Origin of the sequence: Ferrimonas gelatinilytica, from assembly GCF_039544205.1 — a bacterium.
GTDB classification, from domain to species: domain Bacteria; phylum Pseudomonadota; class Gammaproteobacteria; order Enterobacterales; family Shewanellaceae; genus Ferrimonas; species Ferrimonas gelatinilytica.
The window spans coordinates 111,090-133,122 of record NZ_BAABLF010000029.1 but is presented as its reverse complement, the minus strand read 5'-3'; the positions used below and the strand labels follow the sequence as shown (position 1 = coordinate 133,122).

Below are 22,033 nucleotides of genomic sequence, written 5' to 3'. Positions count from 1 at the left end.
GATGGTAGTGTGGGAGTTCCCATGTGAGAGTAGGTCATCGCCAGACGCTTATTCAGATCAAGGCCCTGTCTTCGGACAGGGCCTTTTTCGTATCTGCACGTTACCCGCAGCAACATGACCGCACACAGAATGATGCTCTAAATATGGGCAACCACGCCACACAGGTCATCAATTACAACGCCCCGTGCTTAAAGGCGCGGGGCGTTGCTCCGGGTGAGCGATCGAATAGCTATCTCCTGAGTCGATCCTGCCGTGATCTTCTCTCCCGGTGAAGTGCTGCATCACTACTCAGCTTCACTGCGACGGACGAACGGCCAGGTGCCCCTTAAACAGCCTTTAAGCCCTCGCAAAGGCAAAGTGGCTTCCTGCATAAGCCATACGTCGGCAAGCGTGAAGGCTCGCAGCGTGGCGCTACTGAATGCGTTTTACCCTAGTACTGTTGTTGGAGCCCTCCCTGGAGAGGCTGAATGAACCTAGTGCCCCTTTTCGTATGATAACCGATTCACCGATCTTTACCCGTAGCCTCTTTGACTCGGTTTGGCGCCAACGCTGTCCATTTTCCAGGGTGAGCGTCCACTTGCCATAGGGATCGGTCTGGATGGCACTGACCTGACCGGTCAGTTGGTCCGGGGTCTGCTTGATGGCCAGGCGCTCAAGACCGAAATCTGTTTCAGGAGCGGCGGTTATTGCAGGTGGTTGATTAGGGAAAGCTCCCTCAGGCTTACCTGAATCTGCTCGGGGGTTGGCAGGGGAGGACTCGGAAGTGGAAAGGGCATCGAAGCAGAGCAGACGGTCGAGCTTATCCTCCTGCTGACTGCACTGAGTGACCGCATCGGAAAGTCGTTCCAGGCAGGTAAGGCGGGATTGTGGATCGACTTGGCTATCGCAGCCTAGGGGAGAAGCAAAAGCGGCGCTGCTTGATAGCAGCGCCGCAGTCAGAGACAGTGAACGGCGCATGAAACCCTCCGTGGGATGTTATGGCCGCTCAAAACCGTTGGCGACCTATTGTTCGTGTTGTTCCTCTTCATCCTGTTTTGGGGTATAGAGGCGTGCAAACAGCAGCCCACCCTCAAACAGCAGGAGCATGGGAACGGCCAGCATGGTCTGGGAGATCACATCTGGCGGCGTCAGTGCCATACCAATGACAAAAGCACCTACGACGATGTAGGGACGCTTGGCTTTCAGGCTCTCCACCGTGGTGGCACCGCTCCAGCACAGCAAGAGTACTGCGATCGGGATCTCAAAGGCCAGCCCGAAGGCAAAGAACAGCTTTAGCACGAAGTTCAGGTAGCTGTTGATGTCGGTTGCGACCTGGACCCCTTCCGGTGCCACACTGGTAAAGAAGCCGAATACCACTGGGAAAACGGCGAAGTAGGCAAAGGCTACGCCGGCGTAGAACAGCAGTGTGCTTGAGAACAGCAGCGGGGTAATGAGGCGTTTTTCATGGCGATAGAGGCCAGGTGCGACGAAGGCCCAGATCTGGTAAAGCACATAGGGGATGGCAATGAAAAAGGACACCACCAGCGTCAGCTTGAAGGGGGCAAAGAAGGGCGAGGCCACATCAGTGGCGATCATCGAAGCACTCTCCGGCATCACCGCCAACAGCGGTTTGGACAGATAGTGATAGATATCATTAGCCCAGTAAGCGATGGCGAAGAAAACGGCAAATACCGAGCCAAACGCATGCATCAGCCGGTTTCTCAGCTCCATCAGGTGGCTGATGAGGGGTTGTTGCTCAGACATAATTATTCTTTCGCTTTGGCGTCGGCATCCGTTGACGAAGCGGTCGATTCTTCTTTGGGTGCCGCGGTCGGAGTGCTGGTGTCGGTATCCTGGTAGCTTCGAGTGACTGAAGCGGCGGCATCACGAAGTTCCTGAACGGATTTCTGTAGATCCGGATCCAGGTCTTTGAGCCCCTTTGCCTCGGCTTTTTTGAGGTCGGCGTGAAGCTGCTCGATCTTCAGCTCCTGCTCCAGCTCATTCTTTACCGATCCGGCCATACGCTTGATGGCCCGAACCCAACCTGAAACGGTACGCACGGCCACGGGGAGACGCTCTGGGCCCAGTACAATCAGCCCCAGAACGGCAATCACCAGAAGCTCGAAAAAGCCGAATCCATCGAGCATATTTGATTACGCCTGCTCTTTGTTCTTCTGTTCGGTTTTCTCTGCACTTCGCTCGGCTTTATCGCTGTTTTCAAGTGCTTTTTTGGACTCATCCTGCTTGTCGTCGGACATGGCGTTCTTAAAGCCTTTCACGGCGCCGCCCAGATCACTGCCGATACCGCGCAGCTTCTTTGTGCCGAACAGCAGAACGACAATGAGTGCAACGATCAGCAGTTGCCAAATACCAAAATTGCCCATGACGGCTCCTATCAAATTGATCGACTCGGTGCTCTACACCGAATGTAGAAGTTAAGTGTACCGTGACTTCATTACGGTTGCCTAATCTGCCAGCTTAGCCACCAAGCGAGCAGCCCAGCAGCCGCCAAAGTGGCCGATGGCCAGATTGTAACGGTTTTGCCCAGCAAGATTGTGCTTGAGATCACCAATACACCGCCTACCGAAAAGATCAGGTTGCTGGTGTGCTGCCGCCGCCGTTCGGCGATGTAGCGCTCCATTACCTGACCGGGGTTGGCAAGCAGGTTGCGTCCAAGTAGCAGATTTTCATGCAGTAGCTGAGGTAAGCCTGGAAGCTGTTCCGCCAGCTTTGGAACCGCTTGCCTAAGCTTTTTAAGCTGATTCGTCGGGCTGTGCTGCTGTGCCATCCACTGTTCCAGGAAGGGCTTGGCGGTGGCCCAGAGATCCAGCTGCGGGTAGAGTTGCCGCCCTAGCCCCTCAACATAGAGAAGCGTCTTCTCCAGCAAAACCAGCTGAGGCTTCACGATCATGCCGAACTGGTGGGCGGTGCGGAACAGCTGAACCAGGACATGGCCAAAGCTTATCTCTGCCAGTGGCTTGTTTTCCAGCGGCTGGAAGACTTTACGCAAGGCATACTCGAACTCCGCCATGTCGGTATCGGCATGAACCCAGCCAGAGCTCAGAAACTGTTGGGCCAGGACATGATAGTCGTGGTTGAAGAAGGCCAGGAAGATGGCGGCCATATCCCGCTTATCCTGCTCTGACAGGCGGCCGACGATACCGCAGTCGATGCCGATATATTGGGGGTCCTGCGGATGCTGGCGCGATACGAAGATGTTCCCCGGGTGCATATCGGCATGAAAGAAGTTGTCACGGAAGACCTGGGTAAAGAACACTTCAACCCCCCTTTCCGCCAGCTTTTTCATGTTGGTGCCTTGCGCCTGCAGAGCGGCGATGTCGGTGACCGGGATCCCGTTGATGCGTTCCATCACCATCAGGCTTGGATGGCTGAACCTGGGGTAGACCTGGGGAATATAGAGGGCATCAGAGTCCCGAAAATTGCGGCGCAGCTGGATGGCATTATCCGCTTCGCGCACCAGGTCCAGCTCCGCTAGTATGGTACGCCGGTAATCCTCGACCACTTCCACTGGATGAAGGCGTCGCCCCTGGCGACTGGCCGCCAGCAGCCTGGCAACCAGTGTCATCAGGCTAAGGTCGGACTCGATGGTGCTGCGGATCCCGGGACGGATAACCTTAAGGACCACAGACTCACCGCTCTCTTTGAGTCGAGCGGTGTGGATCTGTGCCACGGATGCCGAGGCCAGCGGTTTGGGGTCGAACTCATCGAAATGCTCAGAAATACGCCCGCCCAGTGCCTGTTCTATCTGTTGCTGGGCCAGCTCGGAGCAGAATGGGGGGACCTGGTCCTGCAGGGTTGCCAGCGCATCGGCGAGATCGTCCGGTAGCAGGTCCCGTCGGGTGGAGAGCATCTGCCCAAACTTGATATAGACCGGCCCAAGGTGTTGCAGGGCCAGGTTCAGACGTTGGGGAGCCGGCTGATCTGCGGCTTGCCGAGGCAGGAAGAATAGGACCCGATCCAGCCAACGGAGTGCTGCGGGCTGCCGATGAGGCGGTAGCAGCGCCAGCAGGCGGTATCGGCGCAGTGTGGCGGCAATCGTCAAACCCCTTCGCAGAGCAGTCAGACTCATCGCGTTGACTCCAGGGCATCAAGACGTTGAAGCAGGACTTCGCTACGTTGTTGCAACTCGGTCACTTGGCCGCTGAAGTGTCGAAACTCCGGGATGCCCGGTGCGATGCGCAGCTCCTCCTGGAGCAGGGTACCACCGTGCTTCTGCAGCCGGCCAAGTTGCCGGGCTGCTTCTGCGGTCAGTCGTCGCCCGGCGCGCTCGACTCGGTAGGCCATGGCGTCACCCATAAAGCGGCTCAGGGGAGCGGCGAGATCCGGCTCGATAGCACTGAGTAGCCCCGCCAGTTTCCCCGCCAGTTGCATATCACCCTGGATCTCCAGGCTGCCCTGTTTCATCAGCTCCGAGAGTGGCGCTCCCGCCTGAATCTGTTTGAGGGTGTTCAGGCTCAATGAGAGTCGGCAGTGGGGGTCGCCACCGTAACTGCTGTAGACCTGGATGGGGTTGCTCAGGATGAGAAAAAGGTCAAACGGCAGGGGCGCCAAGGTGAGTTGGATCACCTGCCCGTGCCAGGAGGCCAGGGGGTTAGGGTCGGGGTGGTATTTCAGCAGACTCGCTAAGGCTTTCTCCAGGGAGCCTGCTGCTAATGTTGCGATTTGCATAGCCTTCCTAAGCGTGAAATCAAAGGGCCAGGGGTTTGGCCCCTTACGATCAGAATTTGTAGCCCCGATGCAGTGCGACCACACCATTGGTCATGTTGACGTAATCCGCCTGGTCGAAGCCCGCCTCCAACATCATGTTTTTCAGTGTCTCTTGATCCGGATGCATACGGATAGATTCGGAGAGATAGAGGTAGGACTCCTTATCGCCGGCGATCATCGCCCCCATGTTGGGAATGATTTTGAAGCTGTAAAAGTCGTAGGCTTTTTGCATCAGTTCATTCTGCGGCTTGGAAAACTCCAGAACCAGCAGCTTGCCGCCGGGCTTGAGAACACGCTGCATGGAGTGCAGTGCCTTGGCCTTGTCCGTGACGTTGCGCAGACCGAACGCGATGGTAATGATGTCGAAATGGTTGTCCGGGAATGGCAGGGCCTCGGCGTTGGCCTGAACGTAGTTGACGTTGCCAACCACACCGTTGTCCTGCAGTTTGGCACGGCCGACTTTGAGCATGGAGTCGTTGATGTCCGCCAGCACCACTTCGCCGGTTTCGCCGACCAGGTGTGAGAACTTGGCGGTCAGATCCCCGGTACCGCCAGCCAGGTCCAAGACCTTCATTCCCGGACGCGCCGCGGCACACTCGATGGTAAAACGTTTCCAGTAACGGTGGACCCCGAACGACATGACATCGTTCATCAGATCGTACTTGGATGCCACCGAGTGGAACACATCGGCCACCATCTCCGCTTTCTTATCCGAGGCTACCTCCTGGTAGCCAAAGTGGGTTTTGTTATCACCGCCGTCGGCCATTGTTACGGTCCTATCTGTACATTCGTCAAATTCGCCACAGTCTACACTTTAACGCGTCTAACAGAAATCTCCTCGGTTGAAAGGTTTGAGGTCGATAGATGCACCGTGTTTTCCCCCTCTGCCTCCTGTTTGTGCCGCGGTGAAGCACTGTCGTTGGTTGTTTTTTATCCTGGCGATTGGCTTCCCTGTGCAGGCAGAGTTACCCGATTGGCAGCAGTATTTCCAGCCAGCCCAGTTGAACCGGCTGGAGCAGCGCTTTGGTCCTGACGGTGTCGCCCGCGTTCAGGCGCTGGAGCAGTGGTTGCTGGCGCAGCTGGCCCGTGAGGCCACCACCGCTGAGCAACTGGAAGCGGTGAACCATTACTTTAATCGGCTGGACTTTATTTCCGATGCGGAGCATTGGGGGCAGGCAGATTACTGGGCCACGCCGCTGGAAACCGTGGCCAGCGGGGGGGGAGATTGCGAGGACTTCGTGATCGCCAAGTATTTTGCGCTTCGGGTGCTCGGGGTTCCGCCGCCAAATCTTCGGCTGATGTACGCCAAGGCGATCGAGCTCAATCAGGCGCATATGGTGCTGCTTTACCTGAATCAGCCTGACGCAATGCCCAAGGTGCTGGACAACCTGTTGGGAGAGATCCGCGACGGCGATGCACGGCCGGACCTGGTGCCGGTCTACAGTTTTAATGCCGAGGGGCTCTGGCGGGCCCGAGCCTTCGATCAAGGGGTGCGTCTCAAAGCGGGTGAGAGTGGGGTCGACCTTTGGGGAGATCTCATGATGCGGCTGGCACAGGAGGGGGAAGGATGAGCTTATATCGACTGCTGGTCGCGGCGATGCTGCTGTTGATCGGCTCGTTAACCGCGGCCAACCTCTGGCTATACCTGCAGGGCAGTCAGCAGTTTCTCAATCATCAACTCGCCAGCCATGCTCAGGATACAGCCACCTCTCTGGGGCTCTCGCTGTCGCCGGTTCTGGCCCAGGGGGATTGGGTGTTGGCCGGTTCCATGGTTGACAGCATCTTTGACCGGGGCGATTACCGGGAGATCCAACTCACCAGCCTGGACGGCACAGAAAAGATCCTCCGGCGACGCCAGGAGATAGACACCGGCACACCGACCTGGTTTCAGGCGCTGTTGCCGCTGGAGGCGGCGACCGAGAGCAGTGAGGTTAATGCCCAGTGGCGACTGGTGGCCGAACTGAGCATCCAGGCCAGCACCGAACGCGCCCATCAATATCTCTGGCGGATTAGCCTGCGTGCCCTATGGAGCGCCGGTCTGCTGGCATTGGTGGCGGGCCTCACGGGCAGCTGGATCCTGCGCCGCCTGCTGAAACCGTTGCACCTGGCGGAGAAGCAAGCAGCGGGACTGCGGCGCCATCGTTACTTGAAGCAGGCACACCTGCCGCGGTTTCGTGAGCTGCGCTCTTTGGTGCAGACGATGAATCTGATGGTGGATAACTCCGAAGCGATGTTCCATGAGCAGTGTCGTCAGGTGGAGCGGTTGAGGGCACAGTCGTTGGTGGATGAGCAGACCGGTCTGGGGAACCTCAGCCGCGGCCGGCAGAGACTGGCCCAGCTACTTAGCGATGAGGAGCTGGGAGGTGGGATGCTGGTTCGCCTGCATCTGGTGGGGTTGGACCGGGTGGAGTTGAAAGGGGGTGTCGATGGGGAGCAGGCACTTTTGAGGGAGATTGCTGCCATCCTAACGGAGACCACCGTACGCCTTCCCTACTCCCGCGCGTACCGTATCGGGTTTGCGGATTTTCTTCTGCTGTTTCCCGGCATCATGCAGGATACCCTCGCCCAACTCGAGGCTGAGATGCGTCAGCACTTGTTGTCGGCGTTGCAGCAGGCCGGTGGCGAGCGTGTTTTACTGGTATCGGTTCCCTACCAGTTGGGGGACGTGGGAGAGCGGCTTGAAGAGCGGCTGGAGGCGGTGATGTCGAAGGCTTTGCTTCACGAGGAATCGAGCCTCTATCTCTGTGAGCAGGAGGGAGAGCCCGGTTGGGTGGAGCCGTCGGAACAGGCGCGACACTTAGATAAGGTGCTGAATCAACCGCCCCGGTTGCTATGGCAGGCCAGTGAGGGTGCCGGGGGAGAGTACCTCTATCATGAGGTCCTAGTGCGCTTTGGCGAGGGTGACAACGTGGCGGGGCCCGGTGCGGTAATGGCTCAAGTGGCCAGACAACAGTGCCACCAGAGATTTGACTTGTTGATACTCGATACGCTGTTGGTGCAGCTTCCGCGTCTTCCTAAGCGCAGCGTTCTGACCTGTAACCTCACTGCTGAATCGGTACTCGACCCCCTGTTTATCAAGCCGCTTTGCCATAGACTGGCGACGCACTGGAATCGGGTTGGGCTGGAGATCCCTGAGCGGGCTTTCCTGATGGACCCAGACCGAACCCGTGCGGTGATTGAAACCCTCGCCAACAAAGGCGCTCGGCTCTGGCTGGATCACACCACCCCATCGGGAATGGTGCTGCTGGCGCAGCCAGGCCTGACGGGGATCAAGCTTGACCCGGCTTACACCCGGGCCTTGCTCGAGGAACCGGGGCAGAACGATCTGATTGAGATGATGGTCCGCGCCGCACACGGCCGTGGACTTAAGGTGGTGGCCCAGCAGGTAGAGCAGGCTGAGTTGGCGGCGCGCCTATGGTCATTGGGGATCGACGCCGTCCAGGGGTACGGGGTATCCCCCCCCGAGCCACTGGGTGCCGATGCCAAGAGGGGGCCGGATGATAATGGCGTCCAGTCCCCCCTCTGAGCGCTAACGCTTGCCGGGTTTGGTTGGGCCTTACTCCAGAGTCAGTGGCTCGTCGGCGAGGATGATGCCGGTGGCGTCCACGTAGAGATGATCCTCCGGCAGGAAGGTGACGCCGCCAAAGTTGACCGGGACATCGATCTGACCCTCTCCCTGTTGAACGGCGCCCACCGGGATCGGCGCCATCGCCATGATACCCAACTCCATCTCCTCCAGTTGTTCGACGTCGCGCACAGCGCCGTAGATCACCAATCCCTGCCAGCCTCGCTTGACCGCCAACTCTGCCAGCGGCGCGTCGAGCAGGGCGCGGCGGAGGGAGCCTCCCCCGTCCACCAGCAGGATCCGACCCTCACCCTGCTCCTCCAGCACTTCGGCGATGGCACTGTTATCTTCGAAACATTTTACTGTGCGCAGAGGCCCCGAGAAGGCCGCCAAGCCACCGAAGTTGCTGAACAGCGGTTCGACGACGTCGATCTGATCGCCGTAAAGGTCGCAGAGTTCTGAGGTGTTGTAGTGCATGCCTTACTCCTGAGGGTGGTGATGCAGATGAGTGTCAAAGTAGCGAATTATCCTTGGAATGCAATGATCTGCGACAGAGTATTTCCCAACTTCGGCGTCGGAAACGCTATCACATTACGATCATGGAGGTGCGCGATACCGTCACCTTGTTGTTATGGCCCAAGCTTAAGTCGGCGTCCAAACCGGAGGGCTTCGCCCTTGTCATCGAGGCGCTCTGCTACCGGATAATTAAGAATCGCCTGCAGCGGGTCCGACTTTGCCATGGACCGGCTCAGGTCTGCCACTGCGACTTTGCCGGCTCTGCCGGGGAGCGGAGCGGCCATGCTGGGCTGGATTTATTGGGCGACTTTAATCCCAAGACAAGGAGCAAATCCATGCGGATCCTTTACGGCGTGCAGGGTACGGGCAACGGGCACATAACCCGGGCCCGGGTGATGGCGGATGCGTTGGAACGGGCCGGGTTGGAGGTCGATTACCTGTTCTCCGGCCGTCCCCGGGAGGCATTTTTCGATATGGCGGCGTTCGGCGACTTTCGCTGTAAGGGCGGACTCAGTTTCGTCACCCGAGATGGTCGTATCGACCTTTGGCAAACCCTGCGCCAAAATCGAGTTTGGCAATGGTGGCGTGATGTCCGGGTTCTTGATCTGTCCCAGTATGACTTGGTGCTCAACGATTTTGAGCCCATCAGCGCCTGGGCGGCCCGACGCCAGGGTAAGCCCTGTATCGGCATTAGCCATCAGAATGCCTTCCGTCACCCTGTGCCTGTGGTGGGCTATGGGCCGATCAACCGGTTGATAATGAACTACTTCGCGCCCACATCGGTGGCCTTGGGCTGCCACTGGCACCATTTTGGTTGCGATCTCCTTCCCCCCGTCGTTGAGCCCCTCACGCCCACCGACAGTAATGGCCGGATCCTTGTCTACCTGCCCTTCGAAGAGACCGATACCATTCTTTCCTTGCTGGCGCAGTTGCCGGAGATGGCCTTCGCGGTTTTTCACGGCAGCGCCCCAACGCAAAGGGTTCCCGGAAATGTTCAGTGGCATGGTTTCAGTCGCGCCAACTTCCAGAGGGAACTCACCGCCTGCGAGGGCGTCATCGCCTCCGCGGGGTTCGAACTGGCTTCCGAAGCTCTGGTGTTGGGGAAAAAGTTGCTACTTCGGCCGCTCAAGGGGCAGTTTGAGCAGCAATCCAATGCCCTGGCGCTTAAGCTGCTTGGGGCTGGGCAGTTGCTGGCTTCCTGGGATCCGGATCGGGTGCGACAATGGCGTAAAGGAACGGCAATGCCACCCGTTGGATACCCGCCGGTGGGGGATCTGCTGGTTGCCTGGCTGCAGCGAGGGCAGTGGCAGGAGACGGAGGGTCTCTGCCGCCGGGTCTGGGCGCAGGCGAAGTTACCGGAGGCCTGGCAGAATCAGTGGGCCATGGAGCGTTAGCCGTCTGATCGCACCGTGCGGCTGGTACGTTCAACTAGGATGCTAACAATGGGGAGGGGGCGATGACACAGAGTGAAAGGATCCTGGTTCTGGGGGCCAGCGGCTTCGTGGGCAGTCACCTGGTTCCCGAGCTACTGCAGCGGGGGTGGAGGGTGCGCGCTGCCGCGCGTGACAAAAGCGTACTGGCACCACGCGACTGGTCCTGTGAGATCCAGTCGGTGGACGTCCTTAAACCCGAGACCCTGAAACCCGCTTTGCAAGATATATCGGTCGTCTACTACCTGATCCACGGCATGACAGAGGGGGCGGGGTTTGATGAGCGCGAGGCTCTCGGGGCGCGAAACCTGGCCGACGCGGCCGCGCAGGCCGGAGTTCGTCGCATCATCTATCTCGGCGCCCTGCATCCGGAAGGCGCTGACTCCACCCACCTACGCAGCCGCACTGCCACCGGCGAGATTCTGCGCCGCAGCGGTATTCCGGTGACCGAGTTGGGGGCGCCAGTGATCATCGGGCCCGGCTCGGCCGCCTTCGAAGTGATGCGAGATCTGGTCAACCACCTGCCGGTGATGATCACGCCGAAATGGGTGCGCTCAAAGATGGCCCCTATCGCCCTGCCAGACCTGCTGGCCGACCTGGTTGAACTGCTGGACCACCCCGAGACGGCGGGGCAGCAGTACAAGGTCTGCGGCCCGGAGGTGTTGAGCTACGAGGCGCAGATCCGCATCCTGGCTCGTCAACTGGGGCGGCGGATTAGGATCCTGCCGGTGCCCCTGCTCAGTCCCGGCTTATCCGCCCGATGGCTACGCTGGATCACCTCGGTTCCCACCGGGATCGCCAAGGCGCTGGTCGGGGGACTCAAGCAGGATCTTCTGGCGGACGACCGCCCCCTGCGTCGAATCCTACCTCGGGACCTGATGAGTTTCGAGGAGGCTCTGCGCTGGGCTTTGTCGCAGGAGCGCTCCCAAGTCGCTGCTGCAACCCCGCCTCTGGCCAGCCTCTTGCGCCGCCGCTGGCAGCCGAAGTTTGGCTTCTACGCTAAGAAGGATGGGGCCACGGCTCACTTAGCCGCTCCTCCTGATCGGGTGTGGCAGGAGATCTGTCGCATAGGCGGTGTTCCGCGTTACTTCGCCCTGGATCCCCTTTGGCGGATCCGAGAAGGGTTCGATCGCCTCATTGGCGGCCCTGGAATGAACTACTACCGCCGGGATCCGGACCAATTGCGTCTGGGGGATCGGGTCGACTCCTGGTCGGTGGCGGAGTTGGAGCCGGAGAGAAAGCTGACCCTGTTTTTCGGCATGAAGGCACCCGGCATGGGGGGGATCACCTTCGACCTCGATCCGACAAAGAGTGGAGGCACCCAGTTACGTCTGACCTGCTGGTGGTATCCCGCCGGGGCGTGGGGGCTCATCTATTGGTGGTTGTTGCTGCCGGCCCACCTGATTTTGTTCCGGCGTATGGTGGCGAATATCGGCCAACTAGCTGGGGAGTCTGGCCATCGCCCCCCGCTTACACAGTCTTGAATCCGGCTATTGAGAAGATTTTTCCAGCTCGTACCGAGACTCCACGATGCTGTCCATGCGCGAATGCCGCGGGGCTTGTCTGACGGGCGGAGCAACGGCCCATCCTGTCCTCTTTACTCTCTTCAAAAAACCTCAGATCCACCGCCGTACCTGACGGCAGTAACGCTCAAATTCGATGCCAAACTTGGCCAGGAGGTCTCGTTCCTCCTGGGCGATCTGGTAGCGATTGAGATAGAGGACAAAGGCGGGTGTCAATAACATCGCCACGGGGCTGGCAAGATAGGTTCCCAAACCGATCAGAAGCAGCATGCCAAGGTACATGGGATTGCGACTGTGGCTGTAGACGCCCCGGAACACCAGGCGTTGACTGGCCTGTGGTGTACGCGGGTCCAGCGTGGTCCTGGCGCGGCGAAAGTCGATAACGCCGCAGAGCATCAGTGCCCTGGCTTTGCGGTAGTCGGAGCCGGCAGTATGGTAAACACAGCCGAGCACCCACTGGTGCTGATCTTTCTGTGGTAACCACTTGTTGAGCAGATGGTAGGGGGGGTGAGTCATGGCAGGCTCCAAGACGATAACTGTAACCAGTGTAGACGAGGGGCAGTGCCATAAGGGGCTGTACAGAGGGAAGAAAAAAGGCCACCTGGGGTGGCCTGGAGGTTTACTTGCTGTCCGGTTCGAAGAACCGTACATCGATGGGGATCAAGGGTTCCCGTGAGGCTTTGGCGGCCTTCAGGCGGTTGAGGTAATCCTCCCAGAGCTGCGCCTGGTTGCGGCCCAGCTCGTAGAGGTATTGCCAGGAGTAGAGCCCGCTGTCGTGGCCATCATCGAACACCAGTTTGACCGCGTAGCTGCCCACCGGCTCAATCTTGACGATGTTGACGTCACGCTTGTTGGTCACCAAAACGGGGTTGCCGTGGCCATGAACCTCCGCCGAGGGTGAGCAGACCCGTAACAGTTCACACGCTAGGGTGAAGCGTTCACCGTGCTCGAACTGGACCTCGAGCACCTTGGATCCCTGTCTGAGTTTGAGGCCAGTGACCTTAGGTTTCATCCGTCTCTCCTTTGAACCCTTTGTTCTTGAGCTTAGAGAATAAAGCGTGCCAGATCTTCATCTTCCACCAACATATCCAGGTGGCGATTGACGTAGTCGGCATCGATGCTGATGCTCTGACCGCTGCGATCGGAGGCGTCGAAGGAGATCTCCTCCATCAGGCGCTCCATCACGGTGTGCAGTCGGCGGGCGCCGATGTTCTCGGTCCGTTCGTTGACCTGCCAGGCGGCTTCGGCGATGCGGGCGATCCCGCTCTCGGTAAAGCTGACCTCGACGCCTTCGGTGGCCATCAGGGCGATATACTGCTCTGTCAGGCTGGCGTGGGGTTCGGTCAGGATCCGGATGAAATCCCCGGCGGAGAGGGCGTCCAGCTCCACTCGGATAGGAAGGCGCCCCTGCAACTCGGGGATCAGATCCGAGGGCTTGGCCAACTGGAAGGCACCGGAAGCGATAAAGAGGATGTGGTCGGTTTTGACCATGCCGTGCTTGGTGTTGACGGTGCAGCCCTCAACCAGCGGCAGCAGGTCGCGCTGGACCCCCTCCCGGGATACATCGGGCCCGGAGGCTTCGCCCCGCTTGCAGATCTTGTCGATCTCATCGAGGAACACGATGCCGTGCTGCTCGACGGACTCGATCGCCTTCTCCTTGAGCTCCTCCGGATTCACCAGCTTGGCAGCCTCCTCCTCGACCATCGCCTTGAACGCCTCTTTGACCTTCATCTTGCGACGCTTTTTCTGTTGGCCTCCGAGGTTTTGGAACAGTCCCTGGAGCTGGCTTGTCATCTCTTCCATACCTGGAGGCGCCATGATCTCAACCCCCATTTGGGCCTGGGCGATCTCGACCTCAATCTCTTTGTCATCCAGCTGGCCTTCACGCAGCTTCTTGCGGAATACCTGCCGGGTGCTGCTGTTGTCGCTCTGCTGGTCGTTGCCCCATTGATCCTTGGCCGGCGGCAGCAGCGCATCCAGGACCCGCTCCTCGGCGGCTTCCTCGGCGCGGAACTTGTTGCGCTCCACCTCCTGCTCACGGGTCATCTTGATGGCAGAGTCGGTCAAATCACGGATGATCTGCTCCACCTCCTTGCCCACGTAGCCCACCTCGGTGAACTTGGTGGCTTCCACCTTGATGAAGGGGGCGTTGGCTAGCTTGGCGAGGCGGCGGGCAATCTCGGTTTTCCCCACCCCGGTGGGGCCGATCATCAGGATGTTCTTTGGGGTGACCTCCTGACGCAGATCCGGCTCCAGCTGCATGCGGCGCCAGCGGTTGCGCAGGGCGATGGCCACGGCTTTTTTGGCGCCGGATTGGCCGATAATGTGGCTGTCCAGTTCAGAGACAATTTCACGGGGGGTCATGGCGGACATCAGTTTGCCTCCTTGGTGGCCAGCTCTTCGATGGTTTGGCTCAGGTTGGTGAAGACACAGATCTCACCGGCGATGGTCAGGGCGCTCTCGCAGATGGTGCGGGCGTCAAGATCGGTATTGCGCAGCAGGGCCAGACCGGCTGCCTGGGCGTAGTTGCCACCGGAACCGATGGCGATGATCTCGTGCTCTGGCTCCACCACGTCACCGGTGCCGGAGATCAGCAGGCTGGTTTGGGCGTCCGCGACGATCAGCATCGCTTCCAGCTTCTGCAGCGAGCGCTCGGTCCGCCACGCCTTCGCCAGCTCGACCGCCGCACGGGTCAACTGCCCCTGGTGGGCGGTGAGTTTGGACTCCAGCAGCTCGAACAGGGTAAAAGCATCGGCGGTGGCACCGGCGAAGCCGGCCAACACTTTGCCGCCATGCAGGTGACGGACTTTGCGGGCATTGCCCTTCATCACGGTGTTGCCGAGGGAGACTTGGCCATCGCCGGCGATAACAACTTTATCGCCACGGCGTACAGACACAATCGTGGTCATGAAAACCCCTTAGTTACAAAGCGGCCCCGGAGGCCGCCAGATTCGGTGGGCGCCACCACACCTAAGGTGCGTGGCCAGCAGATAGTGTAGATGTGGGGATGGTGTGGAGCAGGATCAACCCCGGTGTCCCGGTAAAGGGGATCGAAAGGCTTCTACTGCCCGGGGTGAGTGGACGATGAATGCCAAGCTTCTCTGCCCTGAAAGAGGGCGCGCCCGGATCAAAATGGGGCAGGTTGTATCCTCCTCAACGGGATTGGCGCTTCCGCTCATACAGCCCAATTATCATCACCTCCGCTGCTGATTATTTGTTGGTCAGACCAAGACAATTGGTCACAGTTTTTTTAACCAAAAACGCATATAGTGACCAGGTGTTTTCAAGTCGAAGAGGATGTCAGCATGGAAAGCAATACGACCAAAATCGCACTTATCACCGGTGGCCTCGGGGGGATTGGATTAACCCTGACCAAAGCGCTGTCGGAAGCCGGATATCAGGTGGTGGCGGGCTGTCGCCCAAACTCCAGCAATGCGGAGAAGCACGCCGGTGAGCTGGCGCAGAGCCACCCCAGCGTTAAGGTGTTACCGTTCGAGATATCCAACTTTGACGAGTGTCAGCGCGTGGTGCTGGATATCGAAGAGACCATGGGCCCCATCTCGGTACTGGTGAACAACGCTGGGATCACCTGGGATGGCCAGTTGAAGAAGATGAGCGCCGAGCAGTGGCATAGCGTGATCAACACCAACCTGGACAGCGTGTTTAACCTTTCCCGGGCGGTGATCCCGTCGATGATCGACCGAGGCTATGGCCGTATCATCAGTATCTCTTCGATCAATGGGGAAAAGGGCCAGTTTGGCCAGGCCAACTATGCAGCCGCGAAAGCGGGCATGTACGGGTTCACCAAGTCCCTGGCGCAGGAAGTGGCGTCCAAGGGGATTACCGTCAACACCATCTCCCCCGGTTACATTGAGACCGACATGATCCGCGCCATCAAGGAGGAGATCCGTGAGAGTATCCGCCAGCAAATCCCGGTGAAGCGCTTCGGCCAGCCAGAGGAGATCGCCCGTGCGGTGCTCTTCCTGGCGGATGAGAACGCCGGCTTCATCACCGGCTCCAATCTCTCCATTAACGGTGGTCAGTACATGTAAGGCCGTCGTCGCCCACCGCTAACACCGGTATCCGAGCCGCGCCCCTGCGCGGCTCGCTTGTATCTGGAGAGCCAGAGAGGACGATCTCTTCTTGGCAGTGCTCCAGGCAGAAGTGCCACAACCACTGCTTGCTCCCAGGGTTCAGTGGCACTAAGCGGGCGACGCAAAGGTCCCGCCCCTTCAGCAGTTGCGCCAACAACTCACTGTCGATGCCGATCTGGATCTGTGCCATAGCCTCCTCCTATCGAAAATCAGCGCAACAAATGATAACAAATCTCATTTGTATTTGTCGAGGGTGGAGGGGATTGCTTCATCGCTTTTCGGAGCGATAGCGCAGGCGAACCGCCTCGGGCATATGGGCGAGTTGGCTCTGTTTGAGTGCTTCGAAGGCACGATAGAGCGGCTCAGGGTCACAGCCCTCCAGTTTTTGCAGGGCGTAGGCGGTGGCCTCCAGAGTGGATAGGCTATCGGCCCGGTGAGCTTTGCGGATCTCGTAGCGCCCGGCGGGGGCCTCGGCAAAGCTGAGCCGGGGCAAGGCGTCCAGCCAGGGGTTAAGTTTCAGGATCTTATGGGTCTTGCCCCAGGTGCCGTCCAGCAGCAGCAACTGTGCCTGTTCGGGCAGTCGGGTTTGCTCTACCGGCTGGGCATTTTTACCCGGGTAGAGCAGGTAGGCGGGCCGGTCACCGAGGGCGGCTCTCAGGGGCGCAAAATCCGCTTCGTCTTCTCCGGGCCAAAGGCGGCAATGCTGTAACACTTGGGCGGTCAGTCGGGCGGTCCCCTTGGCGGCCTTGAGCTCACTGGGGTGGATCAGGATCTCCACCGGCAATTTATGCTCCAGGGGTGTGATGGCATGGCAGAGACAGACTGTGCTGGGGCGCTCGCATCGCGGGCATAGGACACGCTTGGGCATGGCGGTGAGATTCGGATAGCCGAGGTTGGGGGTAAGGGTACAGCGTGGGGGCGCGGAATCAAAAAACGCCGGAACGAGTCCGGCGTTTTTTCCTAGTTCCAGTTCCAGATCTGGCAGCCGTTGATCCCTACCTTCTGCAGGCGATGTCGGTCCGCCTCCGCGTTGCGTTTGCGCTCGTAGGGTCCGAGCACCACCCGGTACCAGACGCCGTTGCTTCCCTCGGTCCGACGGACCTGGGATTCAACCCCTGCGAAGGCGATGGTAGCGCGCATGGTCTGGGCCTGCTCGTCTGTACGGAAGGAGCCGCACTGCATCTGGTAGGGGCCGCCGCTCTGGGTCTGCTCCGGCAGCTCGATCGGCACCTCCTTGTTGGGGAGGGTATCGATAAACTCCCAGTGCTCGGTGGGAGCCTGTGGCAAAGGATCGGCCGGTTCAGCGGGTACTTGGGTCTGCTGCTGAGTCGACTGGCTGGACCCGCTATCCTGGCGCTCCCCCTCCTCGCTGGCCCCCTGAATGCTGATCAACACGTAGCCAAAGAGGCACAGCAGTGCCACCAGCAAGAGGACAACGCGCCAGGGGAAGTGCGACTTTACAGGGGTTGGGTTTCGACGCCGGGCGCGGCTGGCGCCGGCCCGGTTGCGATCGGAGCGGGAACGTCCCTTACCCGCACGGTTCCGCGTCATCGGTTACATACGCTCCAGGGTTTCGATGCCCAGCAGCCCCAGGCCAACTTTCAGAGTGTTGGCGGTGGCGGCGCAGAGGCGCAGGCGGCTCGCCTTATCCTCGGCACTGACCTCCTCCTTGTTGATGGGGCAGGCTTCGTAGAAGCTCATAAAGGCACCCGCCAGCTCGAACAGGTAGCTGCACATCAGGTGCGGCATCCCCTTGTTGGCTACGCCCTGCACCGCATCGTTGAACTGCAACAGTTTGTTGGCCAGAGCCTGCTCCTTTTCATGGGTCAGGGTGACGGAGCCATCGAGCTGGTCCGCCTGTACGCCAGCCTTGCGGAAGATCGACTGGATCCGGCTGTAGGCATAGAGCATGTAGGGCGCCGTGTTGCCCTCAAAGGTGAGCATATTGTCCCAGTCGAACACGTAGTCGGTGGTCCGGTTCTTGGACAGGTCGGAGTATTTTACCGATGCCATCGCGACGGTGTGGGCGATGTGCTCCAGCTCCTCACCCTGCAGATCCGGGTTCTTTTCGCCGATCAGCTTGAGGGCGCGCTGGTGGGCCTCTTCGAGCAAACCGGACAGTTTGACCGTGCCGCCGGAGCGGGTCTTGAACGGCTTGCCATCCTTACCCAGCATCATGCCGAAGGCACAGTGCTCGGTAGTGGTGCTGTCCGGCAGGTAGCCCGCCTTGCGGGCGATCAGCCATGCCTGCTGCAGGTGCTGCGCCTGGCGGGAGTCGATGAAGTAGAGCAGACGGTCGGCGCGGTAATTGTCGTAACGGTACTTGGCCGCGGCGATGTCGGTGGTGGTGTAGAGGTAACCGCCATCGCGCTTACGGATGATCACGCCCATGGCATTACCATCCTTGCCCTTGAATTCATCCAGGTAGACTACGGTGGCGCCCTGGTCCTTCACCGCCAGCCCCTGCTCCAGCAGGTCGGCGACGATCTCAGGCAGCATCGGGTTGTAGGTGCTTTCGCCGGCCACATCCTCGTTGGTCAGGGAGACGCCGAGGCGGTCGTAGATCGCCTGGTTCTGCTCCATGGTGATATCCACCAGCTTGCGCCACATCTTCTCGCAGTAGGCATCACCGCTTTGCAGCTTGACCACGTAGTTACGGGCACGTTCACCGAACTCGGGATCCTCGTCGTAACACTTCTTGGCCTCGAGGTAGAAGGCTTCCAGGTCGGACAGCTTCATCTCGGCATCATTTTCGCCTTCGACTTTTTCCATGTAGGCGATCAGCATGCCGAACTGGGTTCCCCAGTCGCCGATGTGGTTGGCACGGGTCACCTTGTGGCCCAGGAACTCCAGGGTACGGGTGACGGCATCGCCGATCACGGTACTGCGGATGTGGTGGACCGCCATCTCCTTGGCCACGTTGGGGGCGGAGTAATCGGAAACGATGATCTGCGGCTGCTCAACCGGGGCGATGCCGGCGCGGGGATCGGAGGCGATCGCTTCCACCTGGCGGGCCTGGTGGCCACTGTCGATAAAGAAGTTGATGAAGCCCGGCCCGGCGATCTCGGTTTTGGCGACCAGGTCGGAGGCGGGCAGGTTATCGATAATCAGCTGGGCCAGTTCACGGGGATTCTTGCCGGCGGGCTTGGCCAGCATCATCGCCAGGTTGGTGGCCACATCACCGTGACTCTTGTCTTTGGTGCGGTCAACCTGAACTCGGGGTGCGGCATCCTGGGGGATAACGGCCTGGTCCTTCAGACTGCTGATGGTTTGTTCAAGTAAATGCTGAATATGCTCTTTCATCACTGCACCAAAAAAAGCGTTAAGAAATAGACCGAACACGGCGGTTTTCGAACCGAACAGTGTAGCCGGAGCCGATAATAAAAACTACAGGAGATCTTGGGGATCCCGCTCCAGGTGCCAGCGGCAGCGCCGATCCGGCTCTGCGGTTTGTAACTGGGGCAGCCAGTCGTCCAGAGCCCGTTGCAGGGTGGGGCGATCCGGTGCCAGGATCAGCGCCTGGAAGCGGAACTTGCCCGCCTTGCGCTCCAGGGGAGCGGGCATCGGGCCGATCATCTGTACCCCGGGGTGAGCCAGCCCCTGCAGAGTCTCCTTGGCACGGGCGATGAACCCCCGGGCGACCTCACCCTGATGGGACTCGCTGCGCAGAATCGCCATCTGCCAGTGGGGCGGCAGTTGTGCCTGCTGACGCTCGGTCAGGGCGTCCCGGGCGAAGGCCGGGTAGCCGGCCCCCATCAGTTGGTGCAGCAGCGGGTGCTCCGGCTGATGGGTCTGCAGCACTACCTCTCCGGCCTTGCTGGCCCGGCCAGCCCGACCGGCCACCTGGACATAGAGCTGGGCCAGGCGTTCGGCGGCACGAAAATCGGCGCTGAACAGGGCGGAGTCTACGTCCAGGATCGCCACCAGGGTGACATCGGGGAAGTGGTGTCCCTTGGCCAGCATCTGGGTGCCCACCAGGATCTTGGCTTCACCACTTCTTATCTGCTCCAGCTTGGCCTCCAGACTGCCTTTTCGGCTGGTGCTGTCGCGGTCAATTCGCACCGAGGGGTAGCCGGGAAACAGACGCTCCAGCGCCCCCTCCAGCTGCTCGGTGCCCACCCCGCGGGTAAAGAGCTGGGTCGAACCGCAGTCGGGGCACTGACGCGGCAAGCCCCGCTGGCTGCCGCAGTGGTGACACATCACCATGTTGGCACTCTGGTGCACCGTGTAAAAGGCGTCGCAGCGCTGGCATTCGTGCAGGTGGCCGCACTCGTGGCAGAGCAGCGCCGGGGCAAACCCACGGCGGTTGAGGAAGAGCATCACCTGGTTACCGGATGCAAGGTGCTGGCGGATGCGCTCGATCAGCGGCGGCGACAGTCCCGCATCCAGTTGCAGGTGTCGAATGTCCTGCAGGATCTGCTTAACCGGTCGACCCAGGCCCGCCCGCTGGCTCAATTGTAGGTGGCGATAGCGTCCCACAGTGACGTTGTTCAGGGTTTCCAGGGAGGGGGTCGCACTGCCCAGAACAATGGGGACGCCCTCCAGTTGGGCCCTCATTACTGCCAGATCCCGACCGTGGTAACGAAACCCCTCCTGCTGCTTGAAACTGGCGTCATGCTCCTCGTCGATGACGATCAAACCCAGGTCCGGCAGTGGGGTAAAGAGCGCCGACCGTGTCCCCAACACAATGGCGCTGGCACCGGCCTTGGCCCGCTGCCAACTGGCCAGCCGCTCGTTGTCATTGACTCCGGAGTGCAGCACCTCCATCGGCAGGGGGAAACGACGGCGGAAGCGGGCGATGGTCTGGGGGGTCAGGCCGATCTCCGGTACCAGAACCAGCACCCGTTTGCCGGCTCGCAGAACCTTCTCCATCGCCGTCAGGTAAACCTCGGTCTTGCCGGAACCGGTCACCCCATCGAGCAGGAAGGGGGCAAAGCCCTCACTCTGATTGATGGCGGTGACGGCCACCGCCTGCTCGGTATTGAGGGTCGGCGGGCGCTCGCCCAGCTCGAAGTCGTCCTGCCACTGCTTCGTCAGTAGCGGGGCTTCGGTCCGGCTCTCGATCAGCCCTTTGCCCGCCAGCGCCTTTAGCGAGGGGCGGCTGAACTCCAGCTCGCCGACACGCTCATCCTCCAGGTAACCCCGGCTGTGAAGGTAGGACAGTATCCGCGCCTGTTGGTGGGCCTGTTTCAGTTGATTTGGGTCCTGAGTCCGACCCGCTTCGGTCAGCTGCCACTGGGTCTGCGGGGTCGGTGCGCTGGGCTCGCCCTTGCGCAGTTTCACCGGCAGCAGCTGTGGCAGCACCATGCCCAGAGGTGACAGGTAGTAGCGGCTCGCCATTCGAGCCAGCTTCCACATAAATGGGGGCAGCAAACAGTCCGTATCCAGCACCTCGGTGATCGGCTTGAGCTTGCCGGCGGGCAGATCGCAGTGATCGCTTATCGCCACCACGAAGCCGATCTGGTGCCGCTGGCCGAAGGGAACCCGGACACGGGCCCCGATTGCCGGCAGAGGCGCACCCTCCTGGGCGAGGTAGCTGAACAGGCGTGGCAGGGGAACGGGCAGGGCGACTTGAATAAACACGTTGGCTCACAGTTGGCAGGGTCTTGACTACCCTATCAAAGTGCAGGGCGTGGCGTCAGCGTCCCGTGACATGCGGTATGCCGGCGGTGCATTAATTCGACAGTGTGTCTTGCCCCGCCCTGGGGATTGCTATAACATTGCGCGCCCTAAACCTGTGTGTAACTACGTGTGGTGTCCGGCTTTGAATCGGATAGCGACACGGCCTTAATTGAGGTTTCCCATGAAACAAGATATCCATCCGAACTACGTAGAGATCACTGCGAACTGCTCTTGCGGTAACGTGATCAAGACCCGCTCCACCGTTGCTAAAGACATCCACCTGGATGTGTGCTCTGAGTGCCACCCGTTCTACACCGGCAAGCAGAAGGTGCATGACACCGGCGGTCGTGTTGAGAAGTTCAAGAGCCGTTTCGGCGCGCTGTCTACCAAGAAGTAAGCGCGAGTCACGACTCGAAGAGGGGCGCCCACGGGCGCCCCTTCTTTTTTGTGCTTTTTTGGGGCTTCCCACTCGACTCTGCCCCTTGCGTTCTCCCCGGGCGCTGGCCCGCCGGCCCCTCCTTCTGTTTCTTCTGCCCTTTGTGCCGCTTTTTACCGGTTCGACTCCGGTTCTTGTGA

Annotated in this window: 23 protein-coding genes; 6 read left to right on the top strand and 17 right to left on the bottom strand. The window is 59.9% G+C overall.

The features are described 5' to 3' along the window. Nucleotides 1-411 precede the first annotated feature (411 nt). The 7 genes from ABD997_RS14395 to ubiE form a co-directional block, all read right to left on the bottom strand. On the bottom strand, nt 412-957 hold the full coding sequence (locus tag ABD997_RS14395) for a hypothetical protein (RefSeq protein WP_345317808.1): 546 nt from the start codon (nt 955-957) through the stop codon (nt 412-414). A gap of 45 nt (nt 958-1,002) precedes the next feature. Then, on the bottom strand, nt 1,003-1,743 hold the full coding sequence (gene tatC, locus ABD997_RS14390) for a twin-arginine translocase subunit TatC (RefSeq protein ID WP_345317807.1): 741 nt from the start codon (nt 1,741-1,743) through the stop codon (nt 1,003-1,005). Between the two features lie 2 nt (nt 1,744-1,745). After that, complete coding sequence (gene tatB / locus ABD997_RS14385; RefSeq protein ID WP_345317806.1) at nt 1,746-2,126, bottom strand: Sec-independent protein translocase protein TatB; 381 nt, start codon at nt 2,124-2,126, stop codon at nt 1,746-1,748. A gap of 6 nt (nt 2,127-2,132) precedes the next feature. Beyond that, nucleotides 2,133-2,363, bottom strand: coding sequence for a Sec-independent protein translocase subunit TatA (tatA, locus tag ABD997_RS14380; RefSeq protein ID WP_345317805.1), 231 nt, complete (start codon nt 2,361-2,363; stop codon nt 2,133-2,135). 71 nt (nt 2,364-2,434) lie between these two features. Continuing rightward, the gene (ubiB, locus tag ABD997_RS14375; protein ID WP_345317804.1) at nt 2,435-4,069 is read right to left on the bottom strand and encodes a ubiquinone biosynthesis regulatory protein kinase UbiB; all 1,635 of its coding nucleotides are present in this window, start codon (nt 4,067-4,069) and stop codon (nt 2,435-2,437) included. Continuing rightward, nucleotides 4,066-4,668, bottom strand: a complete 603-nt coding sequence (locus ABD997_RS14370) for a ubiquinone biosynthesis accessory factor UbiJ (RefSeq protein ID WP_345317803.1) — start codon at nt 4,666-4,668, stop codon at nt 4,066-4,068. The genes ubiB and ABD997_RS14370 overlap by 4 nt, the downstream gene beginning before the upstream one ends. A 49-nt stretch (nt 4,669-4,717) precedes the next feature. Then, on the bottom strand, nt 4,718-5,473 hold the full coding sequence (gene ubiE / locus ABD997_RS14365) for a bifunctional demethylmenaquinone methyltransferase/2-methoxy-6-polyprenyl-1,4-benzoquinol methylase UbiE (RefSeq protein WP_345317802.1): 756 nt from the start codon (nt 5,471-5,473) through the stop codon (nt 4,718-4,720). A gap of 139 nt (nt 5,474-5,612) precedes the next feature. On the opposite strand from ubiE, the gene ABD997_RS14360 reads away from it, so the two are divergent. Together ABD997_RS14360 and ABD997_RS14355 are read left to right on the top strand one after the other, a co-directional pair. Beyond that, nucleotides 5,613-6,278, top strand: a complete 666-nt coding sequence (locus ABD997_RS14360; protein ID WP_345317801.1) for a transglutaminase-like cysteine peptidase — start codon at nt 5,613-5,615, stop codon at nt 6,276-6,278. Continuing rightward, nucleotides 6,275-8,233 (top strand): bifunctional diguanylate cyclase/phosphodiesterase, encoded by a 1,959-nt coding sequence (locus tag ABD997_RS14355; RefSeq protein WP_345317800.1) that lies wholly within the window; start codon nt 6,275-6,277, stop codon nt 8,231-8,233. Before ABD997_RS14360 ends, ABD997_RS14355 begins: the two co-directional genes overlap by 4 nt. Nucleotides 8,234-8,263: 30 nt before the next feature. On the opposite strand, the gene rraA is transcribed toward ABD997_RS14355, so the two are convergent. Then, nucleotides 8,264-8,749, bottom strand: a complete 486-nt coding sequence (rraA, locus tag ABD997_RS14350; protein WP_345317799.1) for a ribonuclease E activity regulator RraA — start codon at nt 8,747-8,749, stop codon at nt 8,264-8,266. A gap of 374 nt (nt 8,750-9,123) precedes the next feature. On the opposite strand from rraA, the gene ABD997_RS14345 reads away from it, so the two are divergent. Together ABD997_RS14345 and ABD997_RS14340 are read left to right on the top strand one after the other, a co-directional pair. Further along, nucleotides 9,124-10,182, top strand: a complete 1,059-nt coding sequence (locus tag ABD997_RS14345) for an MJ1255/VC2487 family glycosyltransferase (protein ID WP_345317798.1) — start codon at nt 9,124-9,126, stop codon at nt 10,180-10,182. Between the two features lie 62 nt (nt 10,183-10,244). After that, nucleotides 10,245-11,702, top strand: coding sequence for a DUF2867 domain-containing protein (locus ABD997_RS14340; protein ID WP_345317797.1), 1,458 nt, complete (start codon nt 10,245-10,247; stop codon nt 11,700-11,702). A gap of 132 nt (nt 11,703-11,834) precedes the next feature. Here the strand turns inward: ABD997_RS14340 and ABD997_RS14335 are convergent, their stop codons facing one another. The 4 genes from ABD997_RS14335 to hslV all read right to left on the bottom strand — a co-directional run bounded on the left by ABD997_RS14335 (nt 11,835) and on the right by hslV (nt 14,650). After that, complete coding sequence (locus ABD997_RS14335) at nt 11,835-12,257, bottom strand: methyltransferase family protein (RefSeq protein ID WP_345317796.1); 423 nt, start codon at nt 12,255-12,257, stop codon at nt 11,835-11,837. 103 nt (nt 12,258-12,360) lie between these two features. Further along, on the bottom strand, nt 12,361-12,753 hold the full coding sequence (locus ABD997_RS14330; protein WP_345317795.1) for a gamma-butyrobetaine hydroxylase family protein: 393 nt from the start codon (nt 12,751-12,753) through the stop codon (nt 12,361-12,363). Nucleotides 12,754-12,785: 32 nt separating this feature from the next. Then, complete coding sequence (gene hslU / locus ABD997_RS14325; protein ID WP_345317794.1) at nt 12,786-14,114, bottom strand: ATP-dependent protease ATPase subunit HslU; 1,329 nt, start codon at nt 14,112-14,114, stop codon at nt 12,786-12,788. Further along, nucleotides 14,114-14,650 (bottom strand): ATP-dependent protease subunit HslV, encoded by a 537-nt coding sequence (hslV, locus tag ABD997_RS14320; protein WP_345317793.1) that lies wholly within the window; start codon nt 14,648-14,650, stop codon nt 14,114-14,116. Before hslV ends, hslU begins: the two co-directional genes overlap by 1 nt. 396 nt (nt 14,651-15,046) lie before the next feature. Between hslV and phbB the strand changes: the two genes are divergently transcribed. Further along, nucleotides 15,047-15,793: an acetoacetyl-CoA reductase gene (gene phbB / locus ABD997_RS14315; RefSeq protein ID WP_345317792.1), complete on the top strand. Its 747-nt coding sequence runs from the start codon at nt 15,047-15,049 to the stop codon at nt 15,791-15,793. Here the strand turns inward: phbB and ABD997_RS14310 are convergent. The 5 genes from ABD997_RS14310 to priA all read right to left on the bottom strand — a co-directional run bounded on the left by ABD997_RS14310 (nt 15,771) and on the right by priA (nt 21,418). Continuing rightward, the gene (locus ABD997_RS14310) at nt 15,771-16,025 is read right to left on the bottom strand and encodes a hypothetical protein (RefSeq protein WP_345317791.1); all 255 of its coding nucleotides are present in this window, start codon (nt 16,023-16,025) and stop codon (nt 15,771-15,773) included. The two genes, phbB and ABD997_RS14310, sit on opposite strands and share 23 nt — an antisense overlap. A 78-nt stretch (nt 16,026-16,103) precedes the next feature. After that, on the bottom strand, nt 16,104-16,703 hold the full coding sequence (locus ABD997_RS14305) for a tRNA-uridine aminocarboxypropyltransferase (protein ID WP_345317790.1): 600 nt from the start codon (nt 16,701-16,703) through the stop codon (nt 16,104-16,106). Between the two features lie 92 nt (nt 16,704-16,795). Continuing rightward, on the bottom strand, nt 16,796-17,386 hold the full coding sequence (locus ABD997_RS14300) for an SPOR domain-containing protein (protein ID WP_345317789.1): 591 nt from the start codon (nt 17,384-17,386) through the stop codon (nt 16,796-16,798). 3 nt (nt 17,387-17,389) lie between these two features. Next, nucleotides 17,390-19,138, bottom strand: a complete 1,749-nt coding sequence (gene argS / locus ABD997_RS14295) for an arginine--tRNA ligase (protein WP_345317788.1) — start codon at nt 19,136-19,138, stop codon at nt 17,390-17,392. Between the two features lie 84 nt (nt 19,139-19,222). Further along, the gene (priA, locus tag ABD997_RS14290) at nt 19,223-21,418 is read right to left on the bottom strand and encodes a primosomal protein N' (protein WP_345317787.1); all 2,196 of its coding nucleotides are present in this window, start codon (nt 21,416-21,418) and stop codon (nt 19,223-19,225) included. Nucleotides 21,419-21,638: 220 nt separating this feature from the next. Between priA and rpmE the strand changes: the two genes are divergently transcribed. After that, the gene (rpmE, locus tag ABD997_RS14285; RefSeq protein ID WP_345317786.1) at nt 21,639-21,854 is read left to right on the top strand and encodes a 50S ribosomal protein L31; all 216 of its coding nucleotides are present in this window, start codon (nt 21,639-21,641) and stop codon (nt 21,852-21,854) included. The last annotated feature ends 179 nt before the right edge of the window (nt 21,855-22,033 follow it).